This window comes from Ureibacillus xyleni (assembly GCF_900217795.1).
Lineage (GTDB): Bacteria > Bacillota > Bacilli > Bacillales_A > Planococcaceae > Ureibacillus > Ureibacillus xyleni.
In genome coordinates this window covers 58,360-75,193 of record NZ_OBMQ01000004.1, presented here as the reverse complement: position 1 = coordinate 75,193, position 16,834 = coordinate 58,360, and the positions used below count along the sequence as shown (strand labels likewise).

Below are 16,834 nucleotides of genomic sequence, written 5' to 3'. Positions count from 1 at the left end.
AAAAATGGCTAATAACCAATGGAGAGCTTTAGATCATTGGGATGGTAAAAACGACTTAAACGATGATAAAGATGTTTCACAAGAGGCAACTCAAAAAGTGACAACAAAACAACATTCTCATGAATGGATCATTGTAAAAGACTCTGAGTATGTTGAAGTTCATACAACTGATACTCAAGCTGCATTATCTTTACAACTTGGCATTCAAGCAGCAATTGCAGCGGTAATTAGCATTACAATAGGCGATTCAGATGAAGGCAAAAAAGTTGCTCAAGACTTGAAACAATTTATCAAAACAAAACAACGTAATGTTCAAAAAACGATTATTGAAAACTGTAAGGAAGTTGAAGTGAAAACAACAGATACTGACATTGCAGTAAACATCCAAGCAATGCTTCAAATCCTTGTAGCGCTTGTAGCTAAACTAGATATCGGATAATCTAATTGAATATAAATAAATTTATTTATACTCCCCGATAGTAAAAAATTTCCCACGCAAAAAATGTGATCACAGTTGCGTGGGAATTTATTTTATTTCAATACTTATGCTAATTTGTGCATTTTGTTAAAAACGTATCCCATATAAAGATTCGTGCATATGTTAATGATAAAAGAAGGTTTAAAAGGGGTGAAAAATGTGAGCAATGAAAATTCTCCAAAAGGAATTTCCTATAAAGTCGTGGATGTTTTGGTGTCAAATGTTTTACAAAGAAATGGTGTTAATATAGAAAAAGCAAAAAATAAACTATCAGATGCAGAAAAACAAGCGCTAAAAGAAATGGTGGAAGATTTAAAATCACAAGTTGATGAATTTGTGAAACAAAATACAAAGGAATAAATATTTTAAAAGCGCCTTTTAAGAAGGCGTTTTGTTATGCAAACCACCATTCGAAAAGTTTCGCAATTGCAATTAAAGGAAATCCTACTAACATTGCTCCTACAACAAAATAAATAAACGGTTTTAGGAAGTCTTGTATGGCACCTACTAAATCATCTATAAAATTTAACATTAGCTCACCTCCAACACCCTTCTACCACTATTTTACATGAGAATAATAAATTTTCAAAGGGGCCTGATTGTTTCATCAAAACCCCGTATTCCTTTGATTAAAAATTAAACTGAAACGTAGCATCTGTAATTGGTGTTACCTTTGCTTTTGCATAAGTTGACCCCTTTTGTGAGAAGAAATCATAAGTTGTGCCTTCATTACGGATTCCATTCATGACTATTTGGTTCACTTCTTCTTCTGGAAACATTGTATCTAAACCTAAATTCATCAACGCTTTGTTCGCATTATATCGTATATAGGCTTTTACTTCTGGACAAAGCCCTGTTTCTGCATAGACATCATTTGTATAGTTTAATTCATTTCGATAAAGGTCTAATAGTAGTTCATAACCCCACACTTTCAACTCGTCTTGCTTATTAGAAGAAAACTGCTGAAACAAATTTTGCGCAAAATACCCTACTGCCACACCATGGATGGATTCGTCCCTTAAGATGAGCGAAATGACTTCTGCACTATTTCGCAAAAACCCTTGACCACCTAAATAGAGCGGGTAGAAAAATCCTGAATAAAATAGAAACGATTCAAGCATGACAGAAGCAAACATCGCTTTCCAAAGAGATTCTGAATCATCCTCTTGAATGGATGAATACACTTTACTTATTCGACTTGCCTTGTATTGCAAAAATTCATTTTTCTTAACCCATTCAAACAGTTCGTCAATCTCATCATTTTTGCATAGAGTTGTAAAAATATAAGAATAGGATTTTGCGTGAATTGCTTCAAAAGCTCCAAAGGCCGTTAACACTGCTTTTTCTTGAAGGTCTTGCGTAAATTTTGCGATTTCATTCATTCCTACATTGGTTTGAACGGTATCAAGCAAGGTTAACCCTGCTAACACCTTTTTATATGTGTCTTGGTGTTCAAAGTCTTGCCATTGCTTTACATCTTTACTAACGGCAATCTCTTCTGGAAACCAAATTTGTTTCCATTGTTGCTCCCAAAACACTTGAGCAAGTTCACTTGTTGGTCGATTCCAATTAATTGCTTGAATTATTCTGTTATCTTTCATATTTTTCACACACTTTCGAATCTATATTTGACAAGCAATACATTCTTCAATTGTTTGTAAACGCTGACGAACGTAATAGATTGTTTTAATCCCTTTGATCCATGCATAAATATAAACTTTCGCCAGTTGTTCGGTTGTCCATTGGTCGGTTACATATAAAGTGAGCGAAATGCCCTGGTCGATATGTTTTTGTGCAGTTGCATATAAATCAATCATTTTATATGGATCGATATTGTACGCATCGACATATAATTTCATATTGCCATTATTTATAAATGGCATAGGATAAATGGTACGACTATCCGCATAATCCCTTACTTCTACGCGCTCTGTAATAGGAGCAATAGAAGCTGTACATGAACGTATATAACTTATTGACCCGGTCGGCGGAATCGCTAATCGATAACTATGAAATAAACCATATCTCCGCACTTCTTTAGACAACTCATTCCACATATGAGACGTAATAATCGGTACATGACCTAACGCCTTTCTTACTACATTTGAGGGCTTTTTATTTTCTTTAGGAATATACGAATTAAAATATTCACCCGTTGCATAATCACTTTTCTCAAAACCATAAAACACTTCTTGTCGCTCTTTCGCAATTTGCATAGATGTTTTAAGAGAATAGTAATTCACCGCTTCCATAAAATAATCGATAAATTCTATCGACTCTTGAGAACCATATAAAATCCCTTCAGAAACTAGATGGCCATGTAAATTCATGACTCCTAGCCCAACTGAATGCATACATTGATTTGCCTTTGCAACTGGTGGCACGTTTTTTATATTCGTCATGAGCGAAACATTGGTTAATAAACGCATTGACGTATCTACTAACTGTTCAAAATCTTTCACTTTCGTAGCAGCATGAATATCAAGGGAGCCAAGATTGCACGATACATCAAGACCATAGTCATTCGGTTCGTCCTGGTCTGTAATATTACTCGTTTGTTGAACTTGTAAAATTTCTGTGCACAAATTTGACATTTTCACCCGCCCCATTGCTTTTAAAGGATGAACGTCATTTACATTATCATCGAAAATTTCAAAAGGATAACCAGATTCAAACTGTGCTTTTTTCACCTCCGTATAAAGCTTCCGCGCATTTAATCTTTTTAGTTTCCGAATGTTCGGGTTATCAAGCAATTCATAGTACATCTCAGATATCGAGATTTCAGACATTCTCTTCCCATATTCTTTATGAATATCGTACGGGCTAAATAGAATCATATCTTTATCTTTCTTCATTAACTCAAAAAATATATTAGGTATAATGATTCCTGTTGATAAAGTGGCAAGTCGAATTTTATCGTCAGCATTTGGTTTTTTAGAGGAAATAAAGTTTTCAATATCACCATGGAAAATATTTAAATAAGCAACCCCCGAGCCATTTCGCTGGCCAAGCTGATTCGAATAACTAAAGGAATTTTCCAGAAGTTTTGCAACAGGAATTACACCACTCGCTCGATTCCATATCCCTTTAATCGGGTCCCCAAGTGGTCGTAAATCGGTTAAATTAACCCCAACTCCGCCACCAAGCCGTGAAAGTTCTAGACAGTAGCCAATATTTTCAGCAATGCTATTCATCGTGTCATCCATTGACAGTTTAAAACAACTAACAAGCTCTCCCCTTGCTTTTTTACCACTATTTAGCGCTGTTGGTGTAGCTGGTTGATATGCTTCCATTATTGCTTCTACGGCTCTTTCTGCAAGCTCTTTATTCCCTTGTGCTAAGTATAGAGAGATGATGACGATTCGATCTTCATATTTTTCTAGTATTTCTTTTCCATCTCTACTTTTCATCGCATAACCGTCGTAAAACTTGCTTGCACTCATAAAAGAAGGAAATCGGAAATGATAAGCATATGCTTTCTTATAAAGTTTTTTTATAAATGACATATCGTACAGTTCAAGAAATTGCTTTTCATAGTAGCCTTCATCTACTAAGTAACGAATCTTTTCTTCAATATCAATAAAATATCGTAATCGAACATTCACATACTCTAAAAAGTAACGGCGAGTTGCTTCACGATCCTTTTCTAATTCTAGTAAACCTGTTCGACTATATGAATTTAGTACTTCATTATTTAGTTTCAAGTATGATTTCATTCAAAACCCTCTTTTCATAAAACTGTTGAATTTCTTTATAGTCTTGTGGATACCCTCGCAAATCTAATTTTCTAACTAGTGGAATGTTGTAAAGTAACTCGATTTTTTCTCCCGCCGCTCCAAAATTTACATGTCCGAAATTTCGATTTCCACTTACAACAACGCCTTTACAATGTTGGGCATTTTGTTCTAAAAAACGAGTTACAATATCGGGTACCTCTCCTAATCGATCGGTATACGTAATTAACAGAAAAGGTTGATGAAGTAGTAATCCTTCTGTAATTTCTTTTGTCTCACCGATTAATTTGGAAACAATATATCGAACATTACCAGTACGACTTGCATAAATAATCACTTCATATTCAACTCAATTTTTGCAAGGATCTCATTGATATCTGTGAGGAATAACCCATCCATTTCAACAACTGGAACGGTTAATAACCCTGCTTCGATAATTTTTTCTTTTGCTTGTTCGTCATGATCAATATTGATTGTTTCAAATGATATTCCCGCTTGTAATAATTCTGATTTAATCCATAAGCATTTTGGACAAACTGTTTTTGTATAAAGTTTCATCATTCTAATCCCTCTCTTTTTACGTGTCCAGTCCCCAACATTTGGTATTCGGGCCAATAAAAAAGCTACCTCTTCGAAAAGAGATAGCAAAAATATGGAAACGATTGATTGAAAATGGTTACGTCTCCATTTCTCAATCCCCGAAGAAATGTTTTATCGTGTTTTTACTTGGCAGGTCTCCTGGCTTAGCTTCTTCCTCTGATTCCCTTCCCATGCTTTATAAGCACAGTGGATTGAATCTTTGTCAGCTTCACAGTTGCGGGGACAGCGCCGGAATCTCACCGACTTCCCTATTAAACTACATGTAGTAGTACCAATTAAAAACAAACACAATATATAGTTTTCATTACTGAAATTAAGTGTATCAAAGTTATTTCACTCTGTAAATGGTATTTTAGGAATATTGTAGTGAAGATTTTGTAAAGCATAAAAAATTCCTCAATGCGCAAATTAAATTTCAGGAGGTGAAGATCTTGAGTAGAAATAATAGAAAGACGTTAAATGAACGAAATCATAATCCATTTGAAACATATAAACATTTACACACAAACACAACAAGTCATCAAGATAACCCAGAGGACAATACAGCTGAAATCGCAGAAGAATTTGACTCTAAAGTTAAAAATAAAAACAATGCAACAAACCACGATAAAACCCAAAAGTCGAATAAAAATGTTTAGTTTTTAAAAAGGTGAGATTCTTGTGCTCGCCTTTTTATTTTGGGTGTTATTAATTGATTTGATAAGAAAACATTATGATTTTTTTGTTTTCATTTTGGGTATGAACTACAGCGAACTTTTGTCTTCATCGAGATTATGCTTTATCTTCCTCAATGATGTTCCTTACATGTATCTAACTTTACAAAAAAATCGCAACTACCACTTCAGTAGCTGCGATTCCCTTTTATAAACGAATTGTCCAACCAAACGTATCTTCAACTTTTCCTGTTTGAATACCTGTTAATGTATCATATAACATTTGAGAAACTTCACCAATTTCACCTTTGTTAATTGTGAATTTTTCTTCTAAATATTTTAACTCGCCAACTGGTGAAATAACTGCAGCCGTTCCCGTTCCGAATACTTCTTCTAAAGTTCCGTTATGGTGTGCTTCCACAACTTCATCAATGGAAATACGACGTTCTTCTACTGGAATATTTTTTGATTTTAATACTTGAATCATAGAGTCACGTGTAATTCCTGGTAAGATACTTCCGTTTAGCTCAGGTGTGATTACTGTTCCATTAATTTTAAAGAAGATGTTCATACTACCAACTTCTTCAACATAACGGTTTTCTTTACCATCTAACCATAATGTTTGAGAATAGCCTTCACGATCCGCGATTTCTTGGCCTTTTAGCGCACTTGCATAGTTACCACCAGTTTTCGCTTCACCCGTACCACCTTTAACTGCACGAACAAATTGTTGTTCAACTAAGATTTTCACCGGATTGATTCCCTCTTTATAGTAAGAGCCAGATGGAGACATAATAATAATAAATTTATAATTTTTTGCAGGATGAACCCCTAAATGTTCCTCTGTTGCAATAATGAACGGACGGATATAAAGAGATGTACCCGGCGCATTTGGAACCCACTCACGATCAACGTTAACTAATTGTTTTAACGCTTCTAATGCATACTCTTCATCAATTTTTGGAATACATAAACGATCATTTGAATGATTTAGACGAGCAAAGTTACGTTCTGGTCGGAAAAGTAAAATATCATTATCTACTGTTACATAAGCTTTTAACCCTTCAAATACAGATTGTCCATAATGGAAGATCATAGCAGATGGATCTAAAGAAATTGGTTGATAAGGGATAATGCGCCCATCATGCCAACCGATTCCTTCCGTATAATCCAGTATAAACATATGGTCTGTAAAATAATTTCCAAAACCAAGTGCGTCTACAGCTGGTTTTTCTTTTGGATTCGTTGTTAATTGTGTTGTAATGTCTAACATTTGTATAGCCTCCAATTATTAAATGAAGATTCAGAAAACTAAGTATCACTGTCATTGTGAAATTCCGATATCATTTTATATTACTCTACTATTTTACTTTAAATTCCGAAATAAAACATCATCTATTCATACGAATATTGCAAATTTTTGCTCAATACCGTATCATTCTACAATTTTATTTTAATAGTATAAAATTTGCCCAGAAAAAAATGCTCTGACTTTTGAAAGTTCAAAGCATTTTGATATTTCTATAGCGGAAGTAACTTTACTTTATCCTTGGCTTCTAGGTTTTCAATCATTTGTAACCATTCTTGTGGCTTGTTCGGTAAAATTGCATAATAATCTTTTAGAAAATCTACAACTAAACTCGCTGGAATTTCTTTTACCTCATCATCTGTTGGCATAAAGCAAAAATCAAGCCCTTTTACAGCTTCACCATCGTTTTTCCAAGATGGATGAACATATGGGAAATCAAGACGTTGATAGCCTAAATGAGATAATACTTCACGACGAACAAATGGATTCATCGGCTTTACACCGCCAAAGTCAAAATCTTCTCTTACATATGGGTCGTAAATTTCTGCGAACATTCCAAACAACACTTTTCCGTTTTCTTTGGCAAGTTGGTGTAAATCTTGTTCGCGATTTTTTGCTAAGAAGCGACCAATCGATAAACCAGGGCGACCAATTATAGTAAAATCAGTCATCGCGATATTCCACTGTGGGTAATAACGATATTCCGTAGATCCAACCACTTCCCCTTCATGAACAGCAACAAATACACGAATTGCTGGATCTTCAAGCGGTTCTTTCCATAATTCAAATTCTAATACTTCTTCTGGTGGGAATACTTCACCTAATAATTGATGCATACTCGCAAATAATGGATCTTCAATGCTAGTAATTCTAATGTAGTCCATAGTGTTTATCTCCTTTCAAACTAATTACCATATTGTAGCATATCTTTTAATGTTACTAATTCATATTTTCCTTATCTATTTTGCGGATATTGGATTGATAAATTATTTATATTAATCACGGCATTCATTTGTTTTAATACATTTATTCCAAGAATTCCATCTAACGAGAAACCATAGTCCATGTCTCCAAATTCGATAGGAATATGATGTACCCTTTGATCTCCCACTTTTAATGTGTCCGCTATTTTAGAAAACACAAACTCAAATCCACCAACTCCATAAATACGGTAAATTGGATCATTTGGTTCAGCTAAAATACCAAAGGATGCTGCTAAATCTGATGATATCATCGTTGTAGCTGAGCCTGTATCAATTAAGACGCGGTTTAACGTTAATACTTTCCCCTTTATCTCCACTTCCATGTCTGTTAGTAATAAACCTCTATCTAATATTAGTTGTTTCAATAGTAGACACCTACCTAATTGTACGGGTTTTCCCCTACTATATGCTTGTCCACCGTAGTTAAACACTAATGTTACATTATATGTGGATATAATGAAGGATCTAAATCATTTAAATAAGGAATTTTTTTTCTTATTACATGAATATCATTTAAATCAATATCGCATAACAATATTTCCTCTGAAAGTCTAGAGCATTCATGTACCAATGCACCCTTAGGATTAATTAACTTTGATTTACCACAACTCCCTTCCCCAACTGCATTTACTCCTAATACAAAAACAGTATTATCAATTGCCCTCGCTGGAAGTTGAATATCCCATCTTTTCTCTGATTCAAAACTAAAAAATGACGGAATAATGATTAATTCTGCCCCACGTAATGTTAGGATTCTGCTTGGTTCAGGAAACTCCATATCATAACAAATTAGTAAGCCAACTTTACCTATAGAAGTTTGAATTGGCTCAAAATGGTTTGCACCATGCTTAAATTTTAAGTTTTCTTTATTCCAGAGAAAAGATTTGTGATAAACTTGTAAAATTTCGCCACTCTTTTCAATTACAGCAACTGCAATAAAGAGATCCTCCTCTTTTTTATCAATAAACGGTACTACGAGCACTACCCCAAATTCTTTAGCTATTTGCCGACATTCTTGCACGATTGTTTCTGTACTTTTTTGATGTTTTAAAAATGTTTGTTTAGATAAATTGTAACCTGTTGACCACAGTTCAGGTAACACTACGATATCCGCGCCTTTTCTTATTGCATCATAAACATACTTTAAACCCTTTAATTTATTTTTTTCAATATGACCTGAAATTGACCTCATTTGAATAGCTGCAATTTTCATCGGTAGTCCTCTCCTCAAACCTTTTCTATTTTTAGATTACCAGAAGCCAGAAAAAATTAAACTGTTCGTTTAAAAAATTGTTATCGTATTAACATTTTCTCATCCATTCCAAAATTTTCGAACATTCTCATAATTCTATTGACAAAATTTCTAAATTATTGCATATTAAAAGAAATTTAACATTCGGTGGAACGGAGACTAGTATGTGGATCACCATTTGAAAAGAGAGCGATGTTCATCGGCTGCAAGACATCGTACAAATTGGCCCGCAGAACCTACTTCGCTAGCTTCTAGCAAAACTAGACGCAGACTCAAGCGTTATGAGAAGAGAGTGGGACTTGCAAATGCAAGTTCAATCTAGGTGGTACCACGGAAAAGTAACCTTTTTCGCCCTAATTTTTAGGGTGAGAAAGGTTTTTTTATTTTAGGAGGATTTTAATGGAGAAAAAAAGAATTGTCGTTAAAATCGGTAGCAGTTCATTAACCAACTCAAAGGGTGAGATTGACCACGATAAATTACAAGATCATATCGATGCGTTAGCTAAACTAAAGCATGCTGGTCACGATGTTTTACTTGTTTCATCCGGAGCCGTAGCAGCTGGATTTCGAAAACTTGGTTACCCATCCCGACCTGTCACATTAAAAGGAAAACAAGCGGCTGCAGCAGTAGGGCAAAGCCTTTTAATCCAATATTATTCAGAGCTTTTTTCTGCGCATCAAATAACTGCTGCACAAATATTACTAACGCGCACCGATTTCTCAAAGAAAGATCGTTATAAAAATGCCTATGCGACATTTACCGAGTTGCTTGAGCGTAACATTATCCCGATTATTAATGAAAACGATACGGTTTCAATTACCGAATTAACTTTTGGTGATAATGATATGCTCTCTGCTTTAGTAAGTGGACTCGTTCATGCAGATCAATTAATTATTTTAACAGACATAAACGGCTTTTATGATGATCACCCGATGAAAAATCCAAATGCAAAACGTATCAATCACCTGTCAGAAATAACTGAGGAAATGTTATCATTTGCTGCCGGGACAGGCTCAAAAGTTGGAACTGGTGGTATGCAATCAAAATTATTAGCTGCCCGCACTGCGATTCAATCTGGTGTGAAAGTATTCATCGGTAATGGGCGCGGAGAAAATAAATTGATTGATATTTTAGAAGGACTCGGGGATGGCACATATATAGGGAGCGAACAACAGATGATTCTCCCAAATCAAAAACAATGGATTACGCTAACTGAAGTATCTGGAAAACTATTTATAGATGAGGGAGCGAAACAAGCGATTGTAATGAATGGAAAGAGCCTCTTACCAGCTGGTATTTACGAAATTGAAGGCGACTTTAATAAAGGCGATGTTGTGGAAGTTTATTGTAATTCGAAACTTCTTGGGCGTGGTGAAGTGATGTACTCCAGTAATGAATTAGAATTTGCTCTCGGAAAACGGTCTGATGAAATTGCTGTAAAATCGATTGAGGTTATTCACCGAGATAAATGGGTAAAAGCTTAAATTAAAGGGGGATATAAAATGACAAAAATCATAACAGAAAGTGAAGTACGTATAAAAGGTAAATTAGCAAAAAGTGCAAGTTATATTATGAACGTTAAAACTACTGCAGAAAAAAATGATGCGTTAGTTAAAATTGCAGAACAACTACTAATCGACCAACAATTCATTATTGAGGAAAATAAAAAAGACTTAAAAAACGGAGAAGAAAAAGGACTTCCAACTTCCACGTTAGACCGAATTATGCTCAACGAATCTCGCATTCAGGCCATGTCTACTGCTATTCATCAATTAGTTGAGCTACAAGATCCGGTTGGAGAAAAACTTGAAGAGATCACGAAGGAAAATGGCTTACTTATTGAAAAACGTCGTGTGCCAATTGGTGTGATCGGCATGATTTATGAAGCTCGCCCAAACGTAACAATTGATGCAGCAACGCTTAGCTTAAAAACTGGAAATGCGGTTATTTTGCGCGGAAGTTCATCTGCAAAATATTCAAATATTGCCCTTGTTGCAACGATTCATCGCGCACTTGAGAAAACATCGATTCCGTTAGATGCCGTTCTATTAATTGAAGACACGTCTCATGAAACAGCAAAAGAATTATTTAATCTGACGGAATATTTAGATGTATTAATTCCTCGGGGTGGAAAAGGACTAATTGATTTAGTTGTCCGTGAGTCATCCGTTCCTGTTTTAGAAACTGGTGCTGGTAATTGCCACGTATATGTAGATAAAACAGCAAATTATGATATGGCTCTTAACATTATTAAGAATGCCAAAACGCAACGTCCTTCTGTTTGTAACGCTGCTGAAAGTTTACTGATTGAAGAAGAATGGTTTAGTGTTCATGGTGCCAACCTGTTAAAAGCTCTTCACGAAGAAGGTATTGCAATCATTGGTGATGAACACGTTTGTAAAGTATTGCCAGAAGCTACCCTTGCAACTGAAGAAGATTATGCAACAGAGTATTTGTCTTTAACGTTAAGTATGAAGGTTGTTGAAAATGTATATGAAGCAATTGACCACATCAATACTTACGGTACAAATCATTCAGAAGCTATCATAACAGAAGATTTAATGGCAGCGGATGTCTTTTTAACGAGTGTCGATGCAGCAGCCGTATATCACAATGCATCTACTCGTTTTACAGATGGCTTTGAGTATGGATATGGAGCTGAAATCGGCATTAGTACACAAAAATTACATGCTCGAGGTCCAATGGGCTTACCCGCGTTAACATCCACAAAATACTTTATTCGTGGAAACGGACAAATCCGAAAATAAAAAACTGGTGCTCAAAACGATATGCTTTGAGCACCTTTTTTTTGATAAAAAGTAGCACTAAACGGTGTGTTCAAAGTGATACTATTTAATCCTTAATTTAAATTAACGATTATCTTTCACTAAACTTCATGAATCGACTTTATATGTGTCATGTTTAGTAAAATTGTATTACCTCGAGCTGTTCGAAGTTCTACAATTTGATCATAAACATTCATTAGTTTCCCAATATGATGCGAATGTTCACCTAGGTTAAACATTACAATCTTATTTTTCATTCTTTCAACTTGACGTTTAAAGGAACTCTCAAATTGATTATTTGAACTGACTTTTAATTCATCATCCGTTAATTCAAACGGACGCTTTTGTTCGTGAAAAGGGATTAACCATTTTAAATGCTGTTTTGAAATGTAGATTGTTTTATAGATTGGCGAGTGGAAGATAAAATAATCACTCATAACATTATATATTAGTCCATGAATTGGCTGTCTATTTGCGACATAAATTTCCGTGTACATTCCTTTAGATAGATTTAGCATTTCATCTAAAGTTAGCACATTTTCTTGTTTACCATTGAGAATGCTTGGTAAGGTTAACGGTGTAAGGATATTTTCGGCTTCATTTTGTGAAACTGAAATATTGTCTACATGGCTCATTGGAATATAAATAAAATCTTTCCCATCATAAAGGACAATTATTTCACCGTTCGATTCTATTAATGAGCCTCTAAAATAAGTTTTTCCTGCTAAATCTACTTTCACAGTTTCTTTTTTGAGTTGATTAAATACGCTGTTCAAACTCCCCCTCCTATCTGTTCAGAGAGTTTTTATCTAACAGAACCATTATGATCTACGACGTCTTCTTCTTCCGTTTCCTTTGTTATCATCGTTGTTATCGTCACTATTATCATCATCGTCTTCATTACCATCTGTAGCAGCTAATACACCGAAACTAATATTGCGAAGATGGAACATTGACACATGTATAATCTCTTCTTTTGCAATGATTGTTAAATAATCATCTGTTACACCGTCTAGTACACCCTCTAATTTTTCAGGATTAATTTTAACCCAACGATGCTCTAATTTTGCGATAACAGATTTAAAGTCATCTTCTTTAAATAAATTTTCTAAACCTTCTGGAGCCATTACATTCATCGCCATTTGATCTTTTGAATCATGTGTAATGCTTTTTACATGATGTGTTTTATAAACAACAACACCATCCTTTTTTGTTAAAAGAACAAAATAATCGTCCCCTGCTTTAAACAATTTACCAACAGCTGCATGTGGTCCACCACGGTCGACTCTAATGACTTGCCCTTCCAATGATTCAAGTAAATCTTTATTCATATCGACATAACCCTCCTATTTGTATTGTCTTGCTAAATATATGTGCTTTTATCCCAAGATGAAATGTCAAAAGCCTATTTTTAAAAAATTTACTAAGGTTCCATAGATAATTGCAAAACAATATGTCACATAATTAAAAAAGTAGTACAAACCATAAATGATTTGTACTACTGAAATAATATATTCACATTTTAATGAATGGTTACAAAGAAAAGTGATTAGACAAAACACCATGACTAACGATTGGTTTCCGTGTAGTGAATACTTACCACTTCTTCCGTTTGATTATTAAACGTAATATCAACAAATACACCGAATTCATGATTATCCTCTGCTCTTAACCAAAGCTTAAATTTTTCTACAGATGTGACAGTGCCCACTTCACGACCAATGTGTAAATAATCAATTACATCAGCATTTGGGTATTTTTCCATAACGTTTTGCATTGCCATTCTGCCCCATTTTGCATAGGCTGGAGCGACTTCTTGAGCATTGATTGTTTCATCACTTGGAGGTGTTGTAATAATCTTTCCAACAACAGCTGTGCCAATAATGAGCATTACAGAAACTGCAATTTTCATATTCATTAATTCGATTACCTCCTTTTCTTTAGTGTTTTCTGAACAAAGGAGGTTATTCGATTAAGAATTATGTAAGTATTAACATTGAATGAAAAATAATAAAAGATGATTTTATGTACAAACTACGAGGACAACTTATTTTGTCTCCATTTTATTTTATTATACAAGAAAAACTGTCCCGCGACCCCGAGACAGTTTATGTAACTTTATATTTTATGCAGTTTGTTGACATTCGATATAAAGTCTCTTTTATTCAGTTACCCTCTGGCTTCTAAATAAAATGCGTCTTTTCTATTGTGCATCACTGTGCAGCATTAATAGATGTAAAAATAAATTTTAAGATAGAAGTGCTTTTGCTTTGTCGATTTGGATGCGAACTTGATCAAATCCAGTTCCACCTAATGAATGACGACGGCGAACAGCTGCTTCTGGCTTTAATACGTCATAAACGTCTGCTTCAAGTAATTCACTTTCTTTGCGCATATCTTCAATTGGTAAATCTAATAAGAAAATTCCGCGTTGAATACAAGTAAATACGAGTTTGCCTGTCACTTCATGCGCCTCACGGAAAGGCATCCCTTTAGTAGCTAGGTAATCCGCAAGTTCTGTAGCATTTGAAAAATCACTATGAACAGCACTGTGTAGACGTTCAGTATTAACTGTCATCGTACGAACCATACCTTCAAAGATTTTTAATGCACCAAGGATTGTATGAACTGTATCAAACATACCCTCTTTATCTTCCTGCATATCTTTGTTGTACGTTAAAGGAGTCCCCTTTAACACGGTTAACAATCCCATAAGGTTGCCATATACGCGACCAGTCTTGCCACGAATAAGCTCTGCCATATCTGGATTTTTCTTTTGAGGCATGATAGACGAGCCAGTTGAAAATGCATCATCTAACTCAATGAACTTGAACTCATCTGTAGACCAAATGATAATTTCTTCTGCAAAACGTGATAAATGAGTCATTAGTAATGACGAATTCGATAAAAACTCAACAATAAAATCACGATCACTTACTGCATCCATTGAATTTAAATATACTTTACTAAATCCTAATAGTTCAGCTGATTTTTCACGATCAATTGGGAAAGTCGTACCAGCCATTGCTCCAGCACCTAATGGTAAAATATCGATACGTTTCATGGATTCGTTAAAACGTTCTTTGTCACGTTCTAACATCCAGAAATAAGCCATTAAATGATGGGCAAAGCTTATTGGTTGTGCACGCTGTAAATGGGTATACCCCGGTGCAATAGTTTCAACGTGTTGCTCTGCTTTTTGTAAAATTGTCTTTTGGAAAGCTTCGATTAATTCGATCACTTCCACTACACGTTTTTTTAAGAACAAGTGCATATCTGTTGCTACTTGGTCATTTCGACTACGACCCGTATGAAGTTTACCCCCAACAGGACCGATTAAGTCAGTTAGCATTTTTTCTAAATTTAAATGGATATCTTCGTTGGCAACATGAAACTCGAGTTCTCCAGCCTCTGCTTTCGATTTTAACTCTGCTAAGCCAGCAAGAATTTGTTCTACTTCCTTAGAATCTAAAATTCCCTGTGCTCCAAGCATTGTTACATGTGCAACACTACCTTCAAGATCTTCCATTACTAATTGTTGGTCAAAACCAATGGATGCTCCAAATTCATCAACCCAAGATTCAGCTGATTTTTGGAATCGTCCACCCCATAATTTTGTCATACGACACACCTAACCTTGTGGCAGGCTACCTTTTAAAAAGTAGCCTGATAATCAATAATTATTTTTCTGTTGCAACTGATTTCTTTTTATTTACTTCTGATGCTACGACTGTTGGCAGACCCCATAATTCTATGAAGCCTACAGCAGATGCATGATTGAATTGGTCTGCTTTCGAGTAAGTTGCTAATTCTTCACTATAAAGTGAGTTTGGTGATTTACGTCCTTCTACAATTGCATGACCTTTATATAATTTCACACGTACAGTACCGTTAACGTATTTTTGTGTTTCTTTTAAGAATGCTTCTAATGCAACACGAATTGGGTTGAACCAAAGACCGTCATAGATAATTTCAGAAAGTTTGTGCTCAATAATTGGTTTAAAGTGAGCTAACTCTTTTACTAATGTAATGTCTTCTAATTCTTTGTGAGCAGTTAAAAGAACTTTTGCACCAGGAATTTCGTATACTTCACGAGATTTGATTCCTACTAAACGGTTTTCAACGTGATCGATACGTCCAACACCATGAGCACCTGCCACTTTGTTTAATTCTTGAATAAGATCAGCAAGTTTCATTTCTTTACCGTTTAATGAAACTGGTTTACCTTCAACGAATTCAATTTCGATGTATTCTGGCGTATCAGGAGCATTTTCTACAGATACAGTTAAACCGTAAGCTTCTTCTGGTGGAGCTACCCATGGATCTTCCATTACACCAGCTTCGTTTGCGCGGCCCCATAAGTTTTGGTCAATTGAAAATGGAGAATCGATTGTTGCTGGAACTGGAACACCATGTTTTTGAGCATATTCGATTTCTTCATCACGGCTCCATCCCCATTCACGTACAGGAGCTAAAACTTCTAAATCTGGGTTTAATGCTTTAATTGAAACTTCGAAACGAACTTGGTCATTCCCTTTACCAGTACAACCATGTGCTACTGCATCAGCATTTGTAGCATTTGCAATTTCAACTAATTTTTTAGAAATTAATGGACGAGATAAGGCAGAAACTAATGGATATTTTTGTTCGTACCAAGTATGACCTTGTAATGAAATCAAGGCATATTCTTCTGCAAATTCGTCTTTTGCATCAACCATATATGATTCAATTGCACCAACTTGAAGTGCTTTGTTTTTAATAAACTCAAGATCTTTACCTTCACCAACGTCAAGACAAACAGCGATAACGTCCCAACCTTGTTCTTTTAACCAAGGAATTGCTACAGAAGTATCAAGTCCACCTGAATATGCTAAAACTACTTTTTTATTTGCCATTTTAGTGCGCCTCCGATGTTACTTAGTATGTATTTTTATACACATCAGTAAAAGTTTATACACGAATATTAACATGGAATAAAAATAAATACAAGTGTATTTTTATAAAAAAAATTGACTTTTAAAATTAGTATAAAAACATA

Annotated in this window: 19 protein-coding genes and 1 riboswitch; of the genes, 5 read left to right on the top strand and 14 right to left on the bottom strand. The window is 34.9% G+C overall.

Annotated features, from left to right (window positions below; all coding sequences use genetic code 11):
- Window positions 1–4 precede the first annotated feature (4 nt).
- Window positions 5–439, top strand: a complete 435-nt coding sequence (locus tag CRO00_RS07410; RefSeq protein ID WP_097073044.1) for a spore coat protein — start codon at window positions 5–7, stop codon at window positions 437–439.
- A 165-nt stretch (window positions 440–604) separates the two neighbouring features.
- On the top strand, window positions 605–838 hold the full coding sequence (locus tag CRO00_RS07405) for a spore coat protein (RefSeq protein WP_237658351.1): 234 nt from the start codon (window positions 605–607) through the stop codon (window positions 836–838).
- A 34-nt stretch (window positions 839–872) separates the two neighbouring features.
- Here CRO00_RS07405 and CRO00_RS20275 read toward each other — a convergent pair whose 3' ends face one another.
- The 5 genes from CRO00_RS20275 to CRO00_RS07385 all read right to left on the bottom strand — a co-directional run bounded on the left by CRO00_RS20275 (window position 873) and on the right by CRO00_RS07385 (window position 4,773).
- Window positions 873–1,010, bottom strand: a complete 138-nt coding sequence (locus CRO00_RS20275; RefSeq protein ID WP_202615640.1) for a hypothetical protein — start codon at window positions 1,008–1,010, stop codon at window positions 873–875.
- Between the two features lie 97 nt (window positions 1,011–1,107).
- Window positions 1,108–2,079 carry a class 1b ribonucleoside-diphosphate reductase subunit beta gene (nrdF, locus tag CRO00_RS07400; protein WP_097073043.1) on the bottom strand — a complete coding sequence of 324 codons (972 nt, stop codon included), beginning with the start codon at window positions 2,077–2,079 and terminating at the stop codon, window positions 1,108–1,110.
- 21 nt (window positions 2,080–2,100) lie between these two features.
- A complete protein-coding gene (nrdE, locus tag CRO00_RS07395) occupies window positions 2,101–4,194 on the bottom strand; it encodes a class 1b ribonucleoside-diphosphate reductase subunit alpha (protein ID WP_097073042.1) in 2,094 nt (697 codons plus the stop codon).
- Window positions 4,169–4,549, bottom strand: a complete 381-nt coding sequence (gene nrdI, locus CRO00_RS07390; protein WP_097073041.1) for a class Ib ribonucleoside-diphosphate reductase assembly flavoprotein NrdI — start codon at window positions 4,547–4,549, stop codon at window positions 4,169–4,171. The genes nrdE and nrdI overlap by 26 nt, the downstream gene beginning before the upstream one ends.
- Window positions 4,546–4,773 carry a glutaredoxin family protein gene (locus CRO00_RS07385; RefSeq protein ID WP_237658350.1) on the bottom strand — a complete coding sequence of 76 codons (228 nt, stop codon included), beginning with the start codon at window positions 4,771–4,773 and terminating at the stop codon, window positions 4,546–4,548. Before CRO00_RS07385 ends, nrdI begins: the two co-directional genes overlap by 4 nt.
- Before the next feature lie 150 nt (window positions 4,774–4,923).
- A riboswitch (cobalamin riboswitch) is annotated at window positions 4,924–5,103 on the bottom strand.
- A gap of 140 nt (window positions 5,104–5,243) precedes the next feature.
- Here CRO00_RS07385 and CRO00_RS07380 point away from each other — a divergent pair.
- A complete protein-coding gene (locus tag CRO00_RS07380; RefSeq protein WP_097073040.1) occupies window positions 5,244–5,450 on the top strand; it encodes a hypothetical protein in 207 nt (68 codons plus the stop codon).
- 223 nt (window positions 5,451–5,673) lie between these two features.
- Here the strand turns inward: CRO00_RS07380 and CRO00_RS07375 are convergent, their stop codons facing one another.
- From CRO00_RS07375 to CRO00_RS07360, 4 genes are all read right to left on the bottom strand, one after another.
- On the bottom strand, window positions 5,674–6,738 hold the full coding sequence (locus CRO00_RS07375; protein ID WP_097073039.1) for a branched-chain amino acid aminotransferase: 1,065 nt from the start codon (window positions 6,736–6,738) through the stop codon (window positions 5,674–5,676).
- 248 nt (window positions 6,739–6,986) lie between these two features.
- Window positions 6,987–7,658: a GNAT family acetyltransferase gene (locus CRO00_RS07370; protein ID WP_097073038.1), complete on the bottom strand. Its 672-nt coding sequence runs from the start codon at window positions 7,656–7,658 to the stop codon at window positions 6,987–6,989.
- Between the two features lie 71 nt (window positions 7,659–7,729).
- Entirely contained in the window at window positions 7,730–8,122 is a 393-nt protein-coding gene (locus tag CRO00_RS07365) for a retropepsin-like aspartic protease (protein WP_097073037.1), read from the bottom strand.
- A 71-nt stretch (window positions 8,123–8,193) separates the two neighbouring features.
- A complete protein-coding gene (locus CRO00_RS07360) occupies window positions 8,194–8,970 on the bottom strand; it encodes a nitrilase-related carbon-nitrogen hydrolase (protein ID WP_097073036.1) in 777 nt (258 codons plus the stop codon).
- Window positions 8,971–9,408: 438 nt separating this feature from the next.
- Between CRO00_RS07360 and proB the strand changes: the two genes are divergently transcribed.
- Window positions 9,409–10,494, top strand: coding sequence for a glutamate 5-kinase (gene proB, locus CRO00_RS07355; protein ID WP_097073035.1), 1,086 nt, complete (start codon window positions 9,409–9,411; stop codon window positions 10,492–10,494).
- An 18-nt stretch (window positions 10,495–10,512) separates the two neighbouring features.
- A complete protein-coding gene (locus tag CRO00_RS07350; protein WP_097073034.1) occupies window positions 10,513–11,778 on the top strand; it encodes a glutamate-5-semialdehyde dehydrogenase in 1,266 nt (421 codons plus the stop codon).
- A 119-nt stretch (window positions 11,779–11,897) separates the two neighbouring features.
- On the opposite strand, the gene CRO00_RS07345 is transcribed toward CRO00_RS07350, so the two are convergent.
- From CRO00_RS07345 to CRO00_RS07325, 5 genes are all read right to left on the bottom strand, one after another.
- A complete protein-coding gene (locus CRO00_RS07345) occupies window positions 11,898–12,572 on the bottom strand; it encodes a DUF2642 domain-containing protein (RefSeq protein WP_097073033.1) in 675 nt (224 codons plus the stop codon).
- 45 nt (window positions 12,573–12,617) lie between these two features.
- Window positions 12,618–13,127: a hypothetical protein gene (locus CRO00_RS07340; protein WP_202615639.1), complete on the bottom strand. Its 510-nt coding sequence runs from the start codon at window positions 13,125–13,127 to the stop codon at window positions 12,618–12,620.
- 236 nt (window positions 13,128–13,363) lie between these two features.
- Window positions 13,364–13,714 carry a DUF3889 domain-containing protein gene (locus CRO00_RS07335; RefSeq protein ID WP_237658349.1) on the bottom strand — a complete coding sequence of 117 codons (351 nt, stop codon included), beginning with the start codon at window positions 13,712–13,714 and terminating at the stop codon, window positions 13,364–13,366.
- A 330-nt stretch (window positions 13,715–14,044) separates the two neighbouring features.
- On the bottom strand, window positions 14,045–15,418 hold the full coding sequence (gene argH, locus CRO00_RS07330) for an argininosuccinate lyase (RefSeq protein WP_097073032.1): 1,374 nt from the start codon (window positions 15,416–15,418) through the stop codon (window positions 14,045–14,047).
- A gap of 58 nt (window positions 15,419–15,476) precedes the next feature.
- On the bottom strand, window positions 15,477–16,691 hold the full coding sequence (locus CRO00_RS07325; RefSeq protein WP_097073031.1) for an argininosuccinate synthase: 1,215 nt from the start codon (window positions 16,689–16,691) through the stop codon (window positions 15,477–15,479).
- Between the last annotated feature and the right edge of the window lie 143 nt (window positions 16,692–16,834).

What these genes read in the sequence shown, in the direction of transcription:
- CRO00_RS07360 (WP_097073036.1), bottom strand. Translation starts at nt 8,970, where the DNA reads ATGAAAATTGCAGCTATTCAAATGAGGTCAATTTCAGGTCATATTGAA.
- CRO00_RS07385 (WP_237658350.1), bottom strand. Translation starts at nt 4,773, where the DNA reads ATGATGAAACTTTATACAAAAACAGTTTGTCCAAAATGCTTATGGATT.
- CRO00_RS07375 (WP_097073039.1), bottom strand. Translation starts at nt 6,738, where the DNA reads ATGTTAGACATTACAACACAATTAACAACGAATCCAAAAGAAAAACCA.
- CRO00_RS07370 (WP_097073038.1), bottom strand. Translation starts at nt 7,658, where the DNA reads ATGGACTACATTAGAATTACTAGCATTGAAGATCCATTATTTGCGAGT.
- CRO00_RS20275 (WP_202615640.1), bottom strand. Translation starts at nt 1,010, where the DNA reads ATGTTAAATTTTATAGATGATTTAGTAGGTGCCATACAAGACTTCCTA.
- CRO00_RS07340 (WP_202615639.1), bottom strand. Translation starts at nt 13,127, where the DNA reads ATGAATAAAGATTTACTTGAATCATTGGAAGGGCAAGTCATTAGAGTC.
- argH (WP_097073032.1), bottom strand. Translation starts at nt 15,418, where the DNA reads ATGACAAAATTATGGGGTGGACGATTCCAAAAATCAGCTGAATCTTGG.
- CRO00_RS07325 (WP_097073031.1), bottom strand. Translation starts at nt 16,691, where the DNA reads ATGGCAAATAAAAAAGTAGTTTTAGCATATTCAGGTGGACTTGATACT.
- CRO00_RS07405 (WP_237658351.1), top strand. Translation starts at nt 605, where the DNA reads ATGATAAAAGAAGGTTTAAAAGGGGTGAAAAATGTGAGCAATGAAAAT.
- nrdF (WP_097073043.1), bottom strand. Translation starts at nt 2,079, where the DNA reads ATGAAAGATAACAGAATAATTCAAGCAATTAATTGGAATCGACCAACA.
- nrdE (WP_097073042.1), bottom strand. Translation starts at nt 4,194, where the DNA reads ATGAAATCATACTTGAAACTAAATAATGAAGTACTAAATTCATATAGT.
- CRO00_RS07335 (WP_237658349.1), bottom strand. Translation starts at nt 13,714, where the DNA reads ATGAATATGAAAATTGCAGTTTCTGTAATGCTCATTATTGGCACAGCT.
- proB (WP_097073035.1), top strand. Translation starts at nt 9,409, where the DNA reads ATGGAGAAAAAAAGAATTGTCGTTAAAATCGGTAGCAGTTCATTAACC.
- CRO00_RS07410 (WP_097073044.1), top strand. Translation starts at nt 5, where the DNA reads ATGGCTAATAACCAATGGAGAGCTTTAGATCATTGGGATGGTAAAAAC.
- CRO00_RS07350 (WP_097073034.1), top strand. Translation starts at nt 10,513, where the DNA reads ATGACAAAAATCATAACAGAAAGTGAAGTACGTATAAAAGGTAAATTA.